General features: G+C 65.1%; 12 protein-coding genes. 5 read left to right on the forward strand and 7 right to left on the reverse strand.

Annotation, left to right across the window (positions count from 1 at the left end; all coding sequences use genetic code 11):
* The gene (gabT, locus tag E3T38_RS13145) at positions 1-1,401 is read right to left on the reverse strand and encodes a 4-aminobutyrate--2-oxoglutarate transaminase (RefSeq protein WP_134548603.1); all 1,401 of its coding nucleotides are present in this window, start codon (positions 1,399-1,401) and stop codon (positions 1-3) included.
* Between the two features lie 77 nt (positions 1,402-1,478).
* Here gabT and E3T38_RS13150 point away from each other — a divergent pair, with 77 nt between their 5' ends.
* Complete coding sequence (locus E3T38_RS13150) at positions 1,479-1,961, forward strand: OsmC family protein (RefSeq protein WP_134548604.1); 483 nt, start codon at positions 1,479-1,481, stop codon at positions 1,959-1,961.
* Between the two features lie 81 nt (positions 1,962-2,042).
* Here the strand turns inward: E3T38_RS13150 and E3T38_RS13155 are convergent, their stop codons facing one another.
* Positions 2,043-2,543 carry a hypothetical protein gene (locus E3T38_RS13155; RefSeq protein WP_134548605.1) on the reverse strand — a complete coding sequence of 167 codons (501 nt, stop codon included), beginning with the start codon at positions 2,541-2,543 and terminating at the stop codon, positions 2,043-2,045.
* Between the two features lie 511 nt (positions 2,544-3,054).
* On the opposite strand from E3T38_RS13155, the gene E3T38_RS13160 reads away from it, so the two are divergent.
* The gene (locus tag E3T38_RS13160; RefSeq protein ID WP_134548606.1) at positions 3,055-3,414 is read left to right on the forward strand and encodes a PadR family transcriptional regulator; all 360 of its coding nucleotides are present in this window, start codon (positions 3,055-3,057) and stop codon (positions 3,412-3,414) included.
* Entirely contained in the window at positions 3,411-4,556 is a 1,146-nt protein-coding gene (locus E3T38_RS13165; RefSeq protein WP_134548607.1) for a hypothetical protein, read from the forward strand. The genes E3T38_RS13160 and E3T38_RS13165 overlap by 4 nt, the downstream gene beginning before the upstream one ends.
* Positions 4,557-4,918: 362 nt before the next feature.
* On the opposite strand, the gene E3T38_RS13170 is transcribed toward E3T38_RS13165, so the two are convergent.
* Both E3T38_RS13170 and E3T38_RS13175 read right to left on the reverse strand, forming a co-directional pair.
* A complete protein-coding gene (locus E3T38_RS13170) occupies positions 4,919-6,265 on the reverse strand; it encodes an aminotransferase class III-fold pyridoxal phosphate-dependent enzyme (protein WP_134548608.1) in 1,347 nt (448 codons plus the stop codon).
* 52 nt (positions 6,266-6,317) lie between these two features.
* Positions 6,318-7,085, reverse strand: a complete 768-nt coding sequence (locus E3T38_RS13175) for a 1-acyl-sn-glycerol-3-phosphate acyltransferase (RefSeq protein WP_134548726.1) — start codon at positions 7,083-7,085, stop codon at positions 6,318-6,320.
* Between the two features lie 116 nt (positions 7,086-7,201).
* On the opposite strand from E3T38_RS13175, the gene dxr reads away from it, so the two are divergent.
* Positions 7,202-8,284 (forward strand): 1-deoxy-D-xylulose-5-phosphate reductoisomerase, encoded by a 1,083-nt coding sequence (gene dxr, locus E3T38_RS13180; RefSeq protein ID WP_134548609.1) that lies wholly within the window; start codon positions 7,202-7,204, stop codon positions 8,282-8,284.
* Between the two features lie 12 nt (positions 8,285-8,296).
* On the opposite strand, the gene E3T38_RS16960 is transcribed toward dxr, so the two are convergent.
* Positions 8,297-8,818 carry a hypothetical protein gene (locus E3T38_RS16960; protein ID WP_134548610.1) on the reverse strand — a complete coding sequence of 174 codons (522 nt, stop codon included), beginning with the start codon at positions 8,816-8,818 and terminating at the stop codon, positions 8,297-8,299.
* Positions 8,815-10,152: a serine/threonine-protein kinase gene (locus tag E3T38_RS13190; protein WP_241984478.1), complete on the reverse strand. Its 1,338-nt coding sequence runs from the start codon at positions 10,150-10,152 to the stop codon at positions 8,815-8,817. The genes E3T38_RS16960 and E3T38_RS13190 overlap by 4 nt, the downstream gene beginning before the upstream one ends.
* A gap of 108 nt (positions 10,153-10,260) precedes the next feature.
* Here E3T38_RS13190 and E3T38_RS13195 point away from each other — a divergent pair, with 108 nt between their 5' ends.
* Positions 10,261-11,640, forward strand: a complete 1,380-nt coding sequence (locus E3T38_RS13195) for an RIP metalloprotease (RefSeq protein WP_134548611.1) — start codon at positions 10,261-10,263, stop codon at positions 11,638-11,640.
* A gap of 148 nt (positions 11,641-11,788) precedes the next feature.
* On the opposite strand, the gene E3T38_RS13200 is transcribed toward E3T38_RS13195, so the two are convergent.
* Entirely contained in the window at positions 11,789-12,973 is a 1,185-nt protein-coding gene (locus E3T38_RS13200; protein ID WP_134548612.1) for an acetyl-CoA C-acetyltransferase, read from the reverse strand.
* Positions 12,974-13,184 lie beyond the last annotated feature (211 nt).

Raw genomic sequence — 13,184 nt, forward strand, 5'->3', positions numbered from 1 at the left:
TTAGTGTGACGACTCGGTGAGTGCTGCAGCGTGTGCAGCGATGGCGTCGTCGATCACCGAGAGGGCGTCGACGATGAGCGCATCGGACAGTGCCAGGCTCGGCAGGAAGCGCAGCACGTTGCCGTAGGTGCCGGCCGTCAGCAGTAGAACCCCGTGCTGGCCGGCGTAGGTGGAGATGGCGCTCACCGCGGCGGCGTTCGGCATTTTCGTGGTGTCGCCGGTGCCTGGCTGCACGAGCTCGATTGCCATCATGGCGCCGTGGCCCCGAATCTCGCCGATGATGTCGTACTTGTTCTTCAGCACGGTCAGCCCTGCGGTGAGGGACTTTTCGATGCGCATTGCCTCGCCGAGCAGGTTGTTGGCCTCGATCGCGTCGAATACGGCAATGGCGGCGGCGCAGGCGACCGGGTTGCCGCCGAAGGTACCGCCGAGGCCGCCGGGCTGCGAGGCATCCATGATCTCGACGCGGCCGGTGACAGCGGCAAGCGGGAAGCCGCCGGCAATGCCCTTGGCGGTGAGGACGAGGTCGGGGATCCAACCGAAGTGCTCACTCGCGAAGTACTTGCCCGAGCGGGCCATGCCGCTTTGAATCTCATCGGCGATCATGACGACACCGTTGGCGGTGCACCATTTCTGCAGGGCTGGCAGGTAGCCATCCGCTGGCACCATAAAACCTCCCTCGCCCTGGATGGGTTCGACGACGAGGCAGGCCAGGTCGGATGCCCCGATCACCTTGTCGAGGTACGTGATGGTGCGGACGGCCGCCTCGGCACCGGTCAGACCATCGTGATAGGGGTAGGAACTCGGTGCGTGGTAGACGTCGCTGGCCAGCGGGCCGAAGCCGGTGGCGTATGGCATGGCCTTGTAGTTCATTGCCATGGTCAGCACGGTGCGACCGTGGTAGGCGTGGTCGAGCACCGCGACGGCGCGACGGCCGGTGTATTTGCGGGCGATCTTCACGCCGTTCTCGACGGCTTCGGCGCCGGAGTTGATGAGCACACTCTTCTTGGGAAAATCGCCTGGGGTGTGTTCGGCGAGCAGCTCGGCGACACGCACGTATTCTTCGTACGGCGTGATGGTGAACAGGGTGTGGATGAAGTCCTGGGACTGTTCGACGGCCGCCGCGACAACGCTGGTCTCGGTGTGGCCGATCGTGGTCACGCCGATTCCGGCACCGAGGTCGATGAACTGGTTTCCGTCAACGTCGACGACGATCGCTCCGTTGGCCTTCTTGATGTAGACGGGGAGCATGGAGCTGACGCCGTCGGAGACGACCGCTCGGCGCCGCTCATGCAACGCCGCTGAGATCGGACCGGGAATGGCGGTCACGATCTTTCGTTCTTGCGTAACCGAGTATGTCGGTGCGGAAACGGTAGCAGGGTCGATAAGGGTGTCAGTCATGATGAGACCACTTTACCGACCGTGACCGCCGTGAACCTGAACCGGCTGCAAGAATCGTATAGAGCCAAGGGAGAAGCATGAACGGAGTGCACGAATATGCGGTGCTGGTCGAGTGGACCGGCAATCGCGGCACCGGAACGAGTCACTACAAGGCATACGGACGCGCTCATCTGATTTCGCCGGCCGGCCGGGCATCCCCTGACAAGGCCGCAATCAGCGGTTCGTCCGATCCGACCTTTCACGGCGACAATGATCGCTGGAACCCGGAGGAGCTTCTGCTCGCGGCGCTCAGCCAGTGCCATCTTTTGTCGTACCTGCACGTGGCCGCCCGAAACGGGGTGATCGTGACGGCCTACACGGATGCCCCGGTCGGCGCGATGGAACAGCTGTACGGGGGCGGTGGCCACTTCACGACGGTCACGCTGCGGCCACGGGTGACGATCACCGACCCCGAGCAGGTCGAGTTCGCGCAGTCGTTGCACGCCGAGGCTGCCCGGGAATGCTTTATCGCGGCCTCGGTGAATTTTCCGGTCGGTCATGAGCCGGTGACCACCGCCTGAGCGCTGATGCGCTGCCGAGCTGTGAGCTCGAGTGCTTTCCCGTGCTGAAACGAGCCGAAACTCACGACTCGGCGAGCAGGTTCAGCAGTAGAAGGCGCGTGTCGTGTCGGGCGCCACGATGCTGACGACTTCTCCGCCGGTCACAAGGCGGGCGACGCCTCCGTAGGCGTTGCTTTCGCCCCACGGGGACGCGTCCGCTACCTTGTCATAGACGAAGGGCCCAGAGCCGTCGTTGTACTCGTCGACAGCCTGCTCGCGGGGAAGCGCATCGAAGAAAGCTTGGGCATTGTCGCCGACCGCGAAGTTGCCGCTGCTTTTCAGGGCGACACCATTCACGCTGGGCTCGTTGAAAGTGACAACAAAACCAGCTGGTTCCCAGGCATCGAGCACGAGCGCGGTGCCGCCCCAGGAATAGCGGGCCGTCACGTTGCTGCACGCCTCGATCTCGCCCGTCGATAGCTCTGGCATAGTCGCCAATGCGTCGCTGAGGAAGACCACGGCAGCGTCAGTTCCCTCCGCAAAGTCAACGCTGGAGCGCGGCTGCTCGATAGCCGTTTCGCTCATCAACTGCGAACCGCTCATCGTAATGGTCGAAACGCTCGTGGCCGTCCCCTCTCTGTCAACCTTGTGTGGGGGCGCTGGCGTTGTGTGGGCTTGCGTTGGTGACACGCTCGCTTCCGGGGTAGCTGGCGCGGATGAGGCGCATCCAGAAAGCACGAGTGCCGACAGCATAACTATCGCTGCACGGGCGATCACCGTAGCCTGGCGGCGCCTCGATGTCTCCATTGCGCGTGTGGGCTGGCCACTGCGGGAAATATCGCCACCGGCATTACTGAAATTCATTGAGCCCCCGCTCGTTCACTGCACGGAATCTGCTTCCACGCGCAAGTGTAGTCCGGCCGGTCCGGAGCCGGTCACGACGGTTGGAGCGTGCTAGGTGTCGTCGAGCCGTGAATTTGAGCGCTTTTCGGCGCTGGAACGAGCCGAATCTCACGGCGCGGCGAGGTCGGCTCTCATTGTGGATGACGCAGTACTGTGGTTTGCGTAGTAGCGTGGGGTGCGTTGAAGACGCGTGCTAATCGAAGGGATACCGATGGATACCACCCAGTTGCTCAAGGGGGTGCTCGATATGGCCGTTTTGGCCGTGATCGTCGATGACGACGGCTACGGCTACGACATCGTGCGTCGGTTGCGCGCCGCCGGGCTCGATGAGGTCGGCGACGCGTCGGTCTACGGCACCCTCCGGCGGCTGTACAGCGCGGGGGCGCTGTCCAGCTACGTCGTGCCCTCCGACGGGGGGCCGCACCGTAAGTACTACGGCATGAACGCGAACGGCCGGGCCATGCTCGCCGAACAACGTGAGAACTGGACTCACTTCGCCGATACCCTCACCCGGCTGCTCGAACAGCCCCAGCCCTCAGTTCCCCTACTCACGATCGGCGACAACTCATGAGCGACACCACCACCACCACCACCAAGCCCATTCGTGACTTCGCACTGGCCGTGCGGGCCGCTCTGAGCGATCTGCCGGCCGACGATGTCGACGACCTCACGGACGGCCTTGAGGCCGACCTAACCGAGCAGGCGGCTGACTTCGGTGATGCCGATGCCGGTGTCGCTGCGCCAGACCTCGAGCTCGGCGATCCGGTCGCCTACGCCGACGAGTTGCGCGGCGCGGCCGGGCTTCCCGTGCGGGGAGCTACACCGACGCTTCGGATGTCGGTGCTGCACCGGCTGCGCGCCCGGGCCGGTGTCGTGTGTGCGGGCGCGGCCCGGCGCATCCGCTCGACTGCGGCCGGTGCGGCCGTACTCGACTTTCTGCTCGTGTTGCGACCGCTGTGGTGGGTGCTGCGCGGCTGGGTCGTCTATGCGGTCGCGGAAATATTCTTGGGAGGTGCGATCAGTACCGTGCCGACCGACCCGGTGCGTTGGCTGGTTCTCGGGTCCTTCGTGGTTTTGAGCGTGCAGTGGGGTCGCGGCCGCTGGCTGCCCTGGCGTTGGCTTCCTGGCTTTCGCACCGTGGTCAGCGTGTGCGCGCTCCTTGTCTTACCCCTGGTGCTGGTGCTCACGGCGCATCAGACAGTGAACGCAGAGGCCAGCGCGTATGTGGATTCCACCCCGAGCAGCTCGCCGGGACTCGTGCAGAACGGCCAGGAGGTGACCAACGTGTTCGCCTATGACGCTAATGGCCAGCCGCTCACCGATGTGCAGTTGTTCGACCAGGACGGCCGCGCGCTCAACGTGGTCATTGACCCGGCCATTACCGATCACCTGCTCCAGTTTGATGCGGCCGGTGAGCAGGACATGGTCGTGCCGAGCCTGCTGGTACCGGGCGGCAGCGGCTGGAATGTGTACCCGCTGCGGCTGGTCGCCTCGGCCGACATCGACTACACCTACGATTATCTCGGCCAGGCCTCCCAGGCGGATGCCACGCCCGCGCCGCTCCCGTTTGCCCAGGTACGGCCGCTGGTCGACGTGCCCGCTGCCGGAGAGCCTTCGCCCGCATCCTCGCTTGCACCTTCGCCGGCAACGACACTAGCGCCCACGCAATCGCCGGAACCGGCAGCATCCGCTGCGCCAGTGGCTGAACAATGACGCGCTCGCCCGATGTGCCGACTGTCATCAGCCCATCGGCACTCGAACTACCGCCCACCCAGTCCGTGGACATCACGGACTGGGTCACTACGGCCGAATACGCGGGGTAGGCGCGAACCTCCACCCGACAGGACTACCCGGGCCAGGGCGGCAGCGAAGGGGAATCAGGAGTCGAAACGACGCCCACGGGCCGCGTGATCTCGCCCGGCGAACACGGCTGTTCAACGCGTCTCGTGACGAGCCCACCCCTTGAGCCACTCACACCGTGACTTTGACCCGTCGAACTGCGAGCCTGAGGCCAATTCGGCCCTGGACGGGCCTTGAACTCACGGCTCGGTGACGGGGAGCGACGACGGAGGGCACTACGCGGGGTAGCCGGCTACCAGAGCCGTAAGTGCTTCTTCGAGCACGGTTGCAGCGTCGTCGATCAGTTCGTCGGAGATCACAACACTCGGCATGATGCGCAGCACGGAATCCCAGCTGCCGGCATCCAGCGCGATGACCCCGTTCGTCGTCGCGTGCTTGATCACCGCGGTGAGTGCTTCGGGGTAGGGCTTTCTGGTGCCGGGGTGCACGAGCTCGACACCGAACATGGCGCCCTTGCCGCGAACCTCGCCGACGATGGAGAACTTCTGCGCCCAGTCACCGATACGCGCCCAGAGTGCGGCCTCGACTCGCTTCGCCTCGCCCAGCAGGTTGTCCCGCTCGATGAGGTTGAACACCGCGAGGGCGGCTGCGGTTGAGACCGGGTTGCCGCCGAAGGTGCCGCCGATACCACCAGGCTGCACGGAATCCATGATGTCGGCGCGGCCGGTGACGGCGGCGAGGGGAAAGCCGCCGGCGATTCCCTTGGCCGTGGTGACGAGGTCGGGCACGACGTCGTGGTGCTCGATCGAATACCAGACGCCGGTGCGGGCGATGCCGGCCTGAATCTCGTCGGCGACGAAGACGATACCGTTCTCGGTGCAGAATTCGCGAATGCGCTTGAAATAGCCGGGCGCAGGAATGATGATGCCGCCGTCGCCCTGGATCGGCTCGACGAAGAACGCCGCGATCTCGGTCGCTCCGATGTGAGTCGTGATGTAGTCGATGGTCTTCTCGGCCGCTTCGAGCCCGCTGAGCCCGTCGCGGAACGGGTAGCTGGTGGGCACACTGTAAATCTCACCGGGGAACGGACCCATGCCGGCACGTTCCGGCCAGGGGCGGTAGGTCATTGTCATGGTCAGGTTGGTGCGTCCGTGGAAAGCGTGATCGAGGGCCACGATCGCACGGCGGCCGGTGAACTTGCGGGCAATCTTGACCGCGTTCTCAACGGCCTCAGCGCCGGTGTTGACCAGAATCGAGTGCTTTTCAAAGTCGCCGGGGGTGATCTCGGCGAGCTTCTCGGCTACCGCCACATAGTTTTCGTAGGGAGTTACCGTGAATAGGGTGTGGGTCAGCTTCGCTGCCTGGGCGGATGCCGCCGCCGCGACATCCGGATGCGCGTGACCGATGGTGGTCACCCCGATACCACTGCCGAGGTCGATGATCTGGTTGCCGTCGACGTCGACCAGGATCGCTCCTGCGCCGTGATCCATGTAGATATTGGCGAGGGTACCGGCGCCGCGGGCGACCGACTTCTCCCGCCTGGCCTGAAGTTCGACCGACTTGGGCCCGGGAAGAGCCGTGACGAGTTTGCGTTGCTGGGGCACCGAATACGTTGCAGTCATTAGTCCACCCTATGACTGTCGGCGCTTGTGGCCGACCGTCTGAGGTTTACGGCTACAGGCGTTCGCGCGGAAAGACGCGGCGAGCGAGGCGATTCAGTGTGCCGACCGGTGGCGATTCGTTGTAGGCATGAGCCAATTCCTGGCCGGACAGACCGTGAATGGCCGCCATGACCTCATCCGTTGCCTGGCGGCGGGCCTTCCCCGATGTGGCCTGGCCGTGATGGCTGAGGTCGAGCGGCTTGCCGAAAGCCACCGTGACCTTGCGGATGCGCGGCAGGGTGGTTCCCACCGGCTGAATCTCCTGCGTGCCGATCAATCCAACCGGAACCACGACAGCGCCTGTGGTGAGGGCCAGCCAGGCAACGCCGGTGCGTCCTTTATAGAGGCGGCCGTCGAGTGAACGCGTGCCCTCCGGGTAGATCGCGAACGCGCCCTCGGCGTCGAGTACCGCGCGGCCCTCATCGAGAGCAACCTGCGCTGCCTGACCGGCGCCGCGTTCCACGCCAATGGCCCCGATCGCGGTGAAGAAGGTTCGGGAGACCCAGCCCCGAAAACCGATTCCGGTGAAGTAGGTCGATTTGGCTAGAAATTGCACCCGTCGGGTAGCGACCAAGGGTATGACGATGCTGTCGATGAAGGAGAGATGATTACTGGCCAGAATGACGCGTCCGGTGGCAGGGATGTTCTCGCGGCCCACGATTCGTGGGCGAAACACGACGCGGGCGACGGGGGCCATGATGCCGTAGCCGAGAAAATAGACGAAACCCGGACGTTTCACGCGTTCGGGTTCGTCGGGCTGGTCGGCAGTCGGGTCTGGCATGACCGCTGCGGGAGTGCTGTCGCTCGTGTCGGTTGCATCAGTGTTATCGGGTTCTGCTTTGGCACCAGTCACCCGTTGACACTACCTCTCCGACGGCGTGCACCTAGCATGGAGGGGTGCAGAGAGTAATTATCCTCGGGTCCACGGGCTCGATCGGAACCCAGGCCCTCGACGTCATCCGTTCCCACCCTGACCGATTCGAGGTGGTTGGCCTCGCGGCCGGCAGTAACCGCGATCTGCTCGCGGTGCAAGCCCTCGACTTCCAAGTCGAGCACACCGCCTTGGGAGCGGATGCTGCCGAGCAGCTTGTGCGAGACATCGACGCCGACGTCGTGCTGAACGGCATCACCGGTTCGGTCGGTCTCGGACCGACGCTCGCCGCATTGAAGGCTGGTCGCATCCTGGCCCTGGCCAATAAGGAGTCGCTCATTGTCGGCGGTGATCTGGTGAAGTCGCTCGCGGCACCCGGGCAGATCGTGCCGGTCGATTCCGAACACTCCGCCATTGCACAAGCATTGCTTGCCGGAACCCCGCCGGAGGTGCGTCGACTCGTGCTGACGGCATCCGGTGGACCGTTTCGAGGTTTTACCCGGGAGCAGCTTGCCCGGGTCACTCCCGCGCAGGCGCTCGCCCACCCGACCTGGAACATGGGCCTCGTGGTAACCACCAACTCGGCCACCCTCGTGAACAAGGGCCTGGAGATCATCGAGGCGCACCTGTTGTTCGACGTGGAGTATGACCGGATCGACGCTGTCGTCCACCCGCAATCAGTGGTGCATTCGATGGTCGAATTCGTCGATGGGTCGACGATCGCGCAGGCAAGCCCCCCGGACATGCGGTTGCCGATCTCGCTTGGGCTGGACTGGCCGAACCGAGTGGCCGCGGTTGGCACTCCGATCGACTGGACCGTGCCGCACAGCTGGACTTTTGAACCCCTCGACAACGCGGCTTTTCCAGCGGTCGAACTGGCCAAAAAGGTCGGCCGCATGGGTGGCACCTATCCCGCGGTCTTCAACGCGGCCAACGAGCAGGCCGTTGCTGCCTTTCACGCTGGGCGCATCGAATTCCTGGATATCGTCGACACGGTGCTGCGCGTGGTCGAATCCCACGAACAGGCACCAGAGCTTACCCGGGAGTCGCTGGCTGAGGCCGAACGGTGGGCGCGTGACGCCGCCGACAAGCTGATAGCGAAGCGCTGACGGACTAATGCGCTAGTTGCACTCGCCGGCCTCGACCTTGTCCCTATCGTCGAGGCAGTCCTCCCGAGCTTTTTTGGCCTCTTCCGCGGCGTCTTTGGCGTCTTCCCGAGCGTTTTCTGCGTCTTTCCTATCCTGTTCGGCGCGGTTCTTGGCCTCTTCGTCGTTCTGTTGTGCGGCCGCGGCTGCGGCCTCCGCAGCGGCCCGAGCTGCGGCCTCCGCGGCCACGACGGCGGCATCGATCTCAGCGGTCAAATCGTCTCGTACCAGATTGATCGCGGATTGTATCGATGCCGATCGTTCAGAGCCGACCTGATCGGAAGCGGCCGCCGTGCGCAGATTTTCTTGCATGGCGGTGAGCAACGACTGGGCGTTGGCGAAGTCTCCGGCGGCGGAGGCCTCACTGATCGCCAGAATCTCGCCTTGCAGCTGCTCGGCGGTGGCAGCCGGCAGGTCGACAGGGGTGGCCGTGCAACCGGTCAGCGGCAGCAGGAGCAGGGCGGCGACGGACAGGGTCAGTCGATAGCGTCGATTCACGGATTCACGCTTTCCTGAAGAATTTGAAGGTGGGTGCCCAGCGTGCCGTCCACGGCCGGATAGCTCGGTGGTACCGCGACTGGCGCTTCGGCCGGGTTGAGCAGGAGCAGGGCGGCAACGGCGACGGCGATCAAGGTGAGCCCACTCGCGACCATGAGAAGTACCTGGCGGCGCACGGGGCGGCGAGGCCTGGCGGAGGCGCTGGACGCGGAGAGACTGGACGCGGGCACGCTGGACGCGGGGATGCTGGCGGCGGGGACGCTGGACGCGGGGATGCTGGCGGGAGCGTCCGTTTTCAGAATCTCGGTCTGAGCGTCAGCGTTAGCCGGCAGCAGCAACGTGGGGTCGGGCTCAGCGGCGGGAAGTAACAAAGTAGGGCCGGGCGCAGCGGCCGGCAGCAACAGGGTGGCAGTGGGCGCCGCCGCGGGCAACAGCGCGGTGGGCGCATCGGCATTGCTGCCGCCGGTGGCGAGCGCACGCAGCAACCCCGCGGCGTCGGCGGCAGTGGGCCGGTCGGCGAAATCGCGGGCGGTCATGGCGCGGAGAACGTCGGTCCACCGGTGGCCGAGCTGGCTGGGAATCTCCGGCTGACGCTGCAGCCGCGCTATCGCCGATTCCACGGCGGTCCCGGGGTAGGCGCGCACTCCAGTGAGGCATTCCAGCAGCACCAGGCCGAGCGAATAGACATCCGTTGGCGCAGCGATAACTCCACCGAGCGCCTGCTCGGGACTGAGGTAGCTGGCGGTGCCGAGCAACGACCCGGTCGCCGTCAGGCGGGTCTCGTCGAGGAGCCGGGCAATACCGAAATCGGCGAGCTTGGCGTGCATGCCACGCCCGGGAAAACCCGACGGCGCCAGCAAGACGTTGGCCGGTTTGACGTCACGGTGAATGATGCCCTGCTCGTGCACGTAGTGCAGCGCTTCGGCCAGGTCGGCGCCCATTATGGCCACATCGAGGCTCGGCAGCGGGCCGCTCTCGATGCGGGTGCGCAGGTCGGGGCCGTCGACGAATTCCATCACGATGAAGGTGCGCGAGGCGCCGTCGACGACTGCAGTACCGGCGTCGAACAGGGTGACCAGAGCAAAATGGTTCAGGCTTGCCAGTAAGGCGATTTCGCCGCTCTGGCGTTCGGGCTCGGAGGCACCTCCATCGACTCGAAACAATTTGACGGCTACGGTTCGGCCGAGCGCGGTATCGGTCGCTCGATAAACGGATGCCATCCCGCCTGCGCCGACCAGGCTCTCGATTGAAAAACGGTCGGCCAACAGGCTGCCGACCGGGCCGAGTATGGCGGGAACGGGCAGCTTCTGCGTGGGAACAGGTTCGTAAGACACGGGACCTCCTGATGCATCCGCGCTCTAGCAAAGCACATGCACCCCTGTAACGGGTGGACGACGTTCACAGCCAGCCGCTTTGCAGCTTGATGCAGTTACTCTACGACAGTGGAAACCGTACTGCTATTCATACTGGGCGTCGCGATCGTCGTCGTCGGACTCGCCGTGTCCATCGGCCTGCATGAGATTGGCCACCTCGTGCCCGCGAAGCTCTTCGGCGTCAAGGTCACCCAATACATGATCGGCTTCGGACCCACGATTTGGTCGCGCACCAAGGGCGAGACGGAATACGGCGTCAAAGCGCTGCCTCTGGGTGGCTATATCGCCATGATCGGAATGTTCCCGCCTTCCAAGAAGGGCGGAGCCCCCCGCAGCACCACCACCGGCTTCTTCGACCAGATGGTGCAGGAGGGCGCACCGGAGAAGAAAACCAGTGCCTTGTCCACCCTGGTCGACGACGCCCGCCAGGCCAGCGCGGAGACCATCGGCGAGGGTGAAGATCACCGCGCGTTCTACCAACTGCCGGTCTACAAACGCGTGATCATCATGCTCGGCGGGCCGACCATGAACCTGCTCATCGCGATCGTGATGTTCGCAATTTTGCTCATGGGATTCGGCAGCGCGCAGATCAGCACCAGCGTTGGCAGCGTGAGCGAGTGTGTGCTGCCCGCATCAAACGACCGACAGACCTGCGCGGCCACTGATGAAGCATCACCCGGTGCCGCTGCTGGTCTACTGCCCGGAGACCGACTGGTCAGTATCGGCGGCACCGCCATCGCGAGCTGGGAGCAGTCGACCGAGATCATCCGCTCGGCACCCGGTCGCACCCTCGCCGTCGTCGTGGAACGGGCCGGTGCCGACGTCGATCTCTCGCTCACCCCCAAACTCACCGAACGCTACGTCTATACCGCCGATAACAAGGTCAAAACGGATGCTTCCGGCGCTGCGATTACCGAGGAGGTCGGCTTCGTCGGAATCGGAGCGGCCAGCGAACTCGTACCGCAGCCCGCGACCGCCGTACTACCCGCAGTCGGCGACAACATCGCCGGAGTCGCGCACGTGATCCTCAACCTGCCCGACCGCCTCGTGGCCGTCGCCAATGCTGCGTTCGGCCCGGGGGAGCGCGACCTGAACGGACCGATCAGCGTGGTCGGTGTCGGCCGGGTGGCCGGCGAACTCGCGAGCTTGGACACGATCCCGGTCGCGACCAAGGTCGCGAGCATGCTCGGCTTGCTCGGATCGCTGAATATCGCCCTGTTCGTCTTCAACCTCGTGCCGCTGCTGCCGCTCGACGGCGGCCACGTTGCCGGGGCGCTGTGGGAAGGGATCCGTCGATTCTTCGCGAAACTGTTCAAGCGGCCAGATCCGGGGCCGGTCGACATGGCCAAGCTCATGCCGCTTACGCTGGCGGTCGTTGTTCTGCTCGGCGGGATGAGCCTGTTGCTCATCTACGCCGACATCGTCAAGCCGATCAACTTCTTCGGATAGCGAACGGCGCTCCCCGATTCACACCAGCAGGTATGACTCCACCTTGAACTGAACCTGTTGACCGCGCGGCGGGACGAAAGTCTGGGCGCGCTCGCGGCACGGCCGCGCCCCGCCGCTGCGACCCTGAAAAAAGCCACCGCGAGAAAAGCTACCGCGACAGAAGTAGCGCTTCGCCCTGGCCGCCGCCGCCGCACAGGGCCACGGCGGCCTTGCCGGTGCCGCGACGCGCCAGTTCGAGCGCGGCATGCAGGGCAATGCGCCCGCCGCTCGACCCGATGGGGTGACCGATCGCGATGCCACCGCCGTGAATGTTGACCTCGTCGGCGCTCACCCCGAGCACCTTCGACGACTGCGCCACGACCGAGGCGAAGGCCTCGTTGATCTCGATCACGTCGAGGTCCGCCACGGTCCAGCCCTGGCGGGCGAGTGCATGCGTGATCGCGTTGGCCGGCTGGGAGTGCAGGGAGTTGTCGGGGCCAGCGACCTGGCCATTGGCCTCAATCACGGCCAGCCAGGGCAGACCGTGCTTCTCGGCCCAGGCGCGGCTGGTCACGACGATCGCGCTCGCGCCGTCGCTCAGTGGCGCCGCGTTGCCGGCGGTGATGCTTCCCGCCGGGTCGAATGCCGGGCGCAATCGGCCGAGCGTCTCGGTCGTGCTCTCGGCACGCACACCCTCGTCGGTGCTGATCAGGAGCGGCTCGCCCTTACGCTGCGGCACGCTGATTGGCGTGATCTCGTCGTGAAAGACGTCATGGGCTGCGGCCGCGGCGGCCCGCTGGTGCGAGGCGGCCGCAATTTGGTCCTGCTCGAGCCGTGTCTGGCCGAGTTCAACGTTGGCGCGCTCGGTCGAGAGTCCCATCGAGAGTCCGTCGAACGCGTCGGTGAGTCCGTCGTGGGCGGCGTGATCGAGGGCCGATACGGTTCCGTAGGCCCAACCTTGGCGTGCGCCGGGCAGCAGGTGGGGAGCGCGCGACATGGATTCCTGGCCACCGGCCACGACGACATCCGCTTCGCCGAGCCGCACCAGCCGGGCGGCGTCGATTACGGCGGCCAGGCCGGACAGGCACACCTTGTTGAGCGTCATGGCCGGCACGTTCCAGGGGATGCCCGCAGCCACGCTGGACTGCCGCGCCGGGTTCTGCCCGCAGCCGGCTTGTAGTACCTGCCCCATGAGCACGAAGTCGACCTGCTCCGGAGCTACTCCGGCCCGGGCGAGGGCCCCTTCAATGGCGGCGGCGCCGAGGTCAACGGCGGTGAGGGATGAAAGTTGTCCGTTCACGCGACCCTGCGGGGTGCGTGATCCGGCCAGGATTACGACGTCGGTTTCGGTCATCGGGACTCCTTTGTCTATGAGATGCTACATACCACCTTCCCAGCATATTGGGGTGCGCCCCAGATATCTTCAGAGAACTTCGGACTGTGCCATCTCAAAACCCCGGATTGCTGAAATCAGCCAACCCGCACGGCGGCAGTGCGCGCTGTGTACGACGTGTGAACACGACGAGTCACGAGTACCGGCCGCTCCCAGCCCCGGTGTCGGCGGA

Source organism: Cryobacterium sp. Hb1, from assembly GCF_004403585.1.
GTDB classification, from domain to species: domain Bacteria; phylum Actinomycetota; class Actinomycetes; order Actinomycetales; family Microbacteriaceae; genus Cryobacterium; species Cryobacterium lyxosi.

Excerpts from the sequence above, each read along its gene's own strand:
- gabT (WP_134548603.1), bottom strand. The coding sequence starts at position 1,401 with ATGACTGACACCCTTATCGACCCTGCTACCGTTTCCGCACCGACATAC.
- E3T38_RS13150 (WP_134548604.1), top strand. The coding sequence starts at position 1,479 with ATGAACGGAGTGCACGAATATGCGGTGCTGGTCGAGTGGACCGGCAAT.
- E3T38_RS13155 (WP_134548605.1), bottom strand. The coding sequence starts at position 2,543 with ATGAGCGGTTCGCAGTTGATGAGCGAAACGGCTATCGAGCAGCCGCGC.
- E3T38_RS13160 (WP_134548606.1), top strand. The coding sequence starts at position 3,055 with ATGGATACCACCCAGTTGCTCAAGGGGGTGCTCGATATGGCCGTTTTG.
- E3T38_RS13165 (WP_134548607.1), top strand. The coding sequence starts at position 3,411 with ATGAGCGACACCACCACCACCACCACCAAGCCCATTCGTGACTTCGCA.
- E3T38_RS13170 (WP_134548608.1), bottom strand. The coding sequence starts at position 6,265 with ATGACTGCAACGTATTCGGTGCCCCAGCAACGCAAACTCGTCACGGCT.
- E3T38_RS13175 (WP_134548726.1), bottom strand. The coding sequence starts at position 7,085 with ATGCCAGACCCGACTGCCGACCAGCCCGACGAACCCGAACGCGTGAAA.
- E3T38_RS13200 (WP_134548612.1), bottom strand. The coding sequence starts at position 12,973 with ATGACCGAAACCGACGTCGTAATCCTGGCCGGATCACGCACCCCGCAG.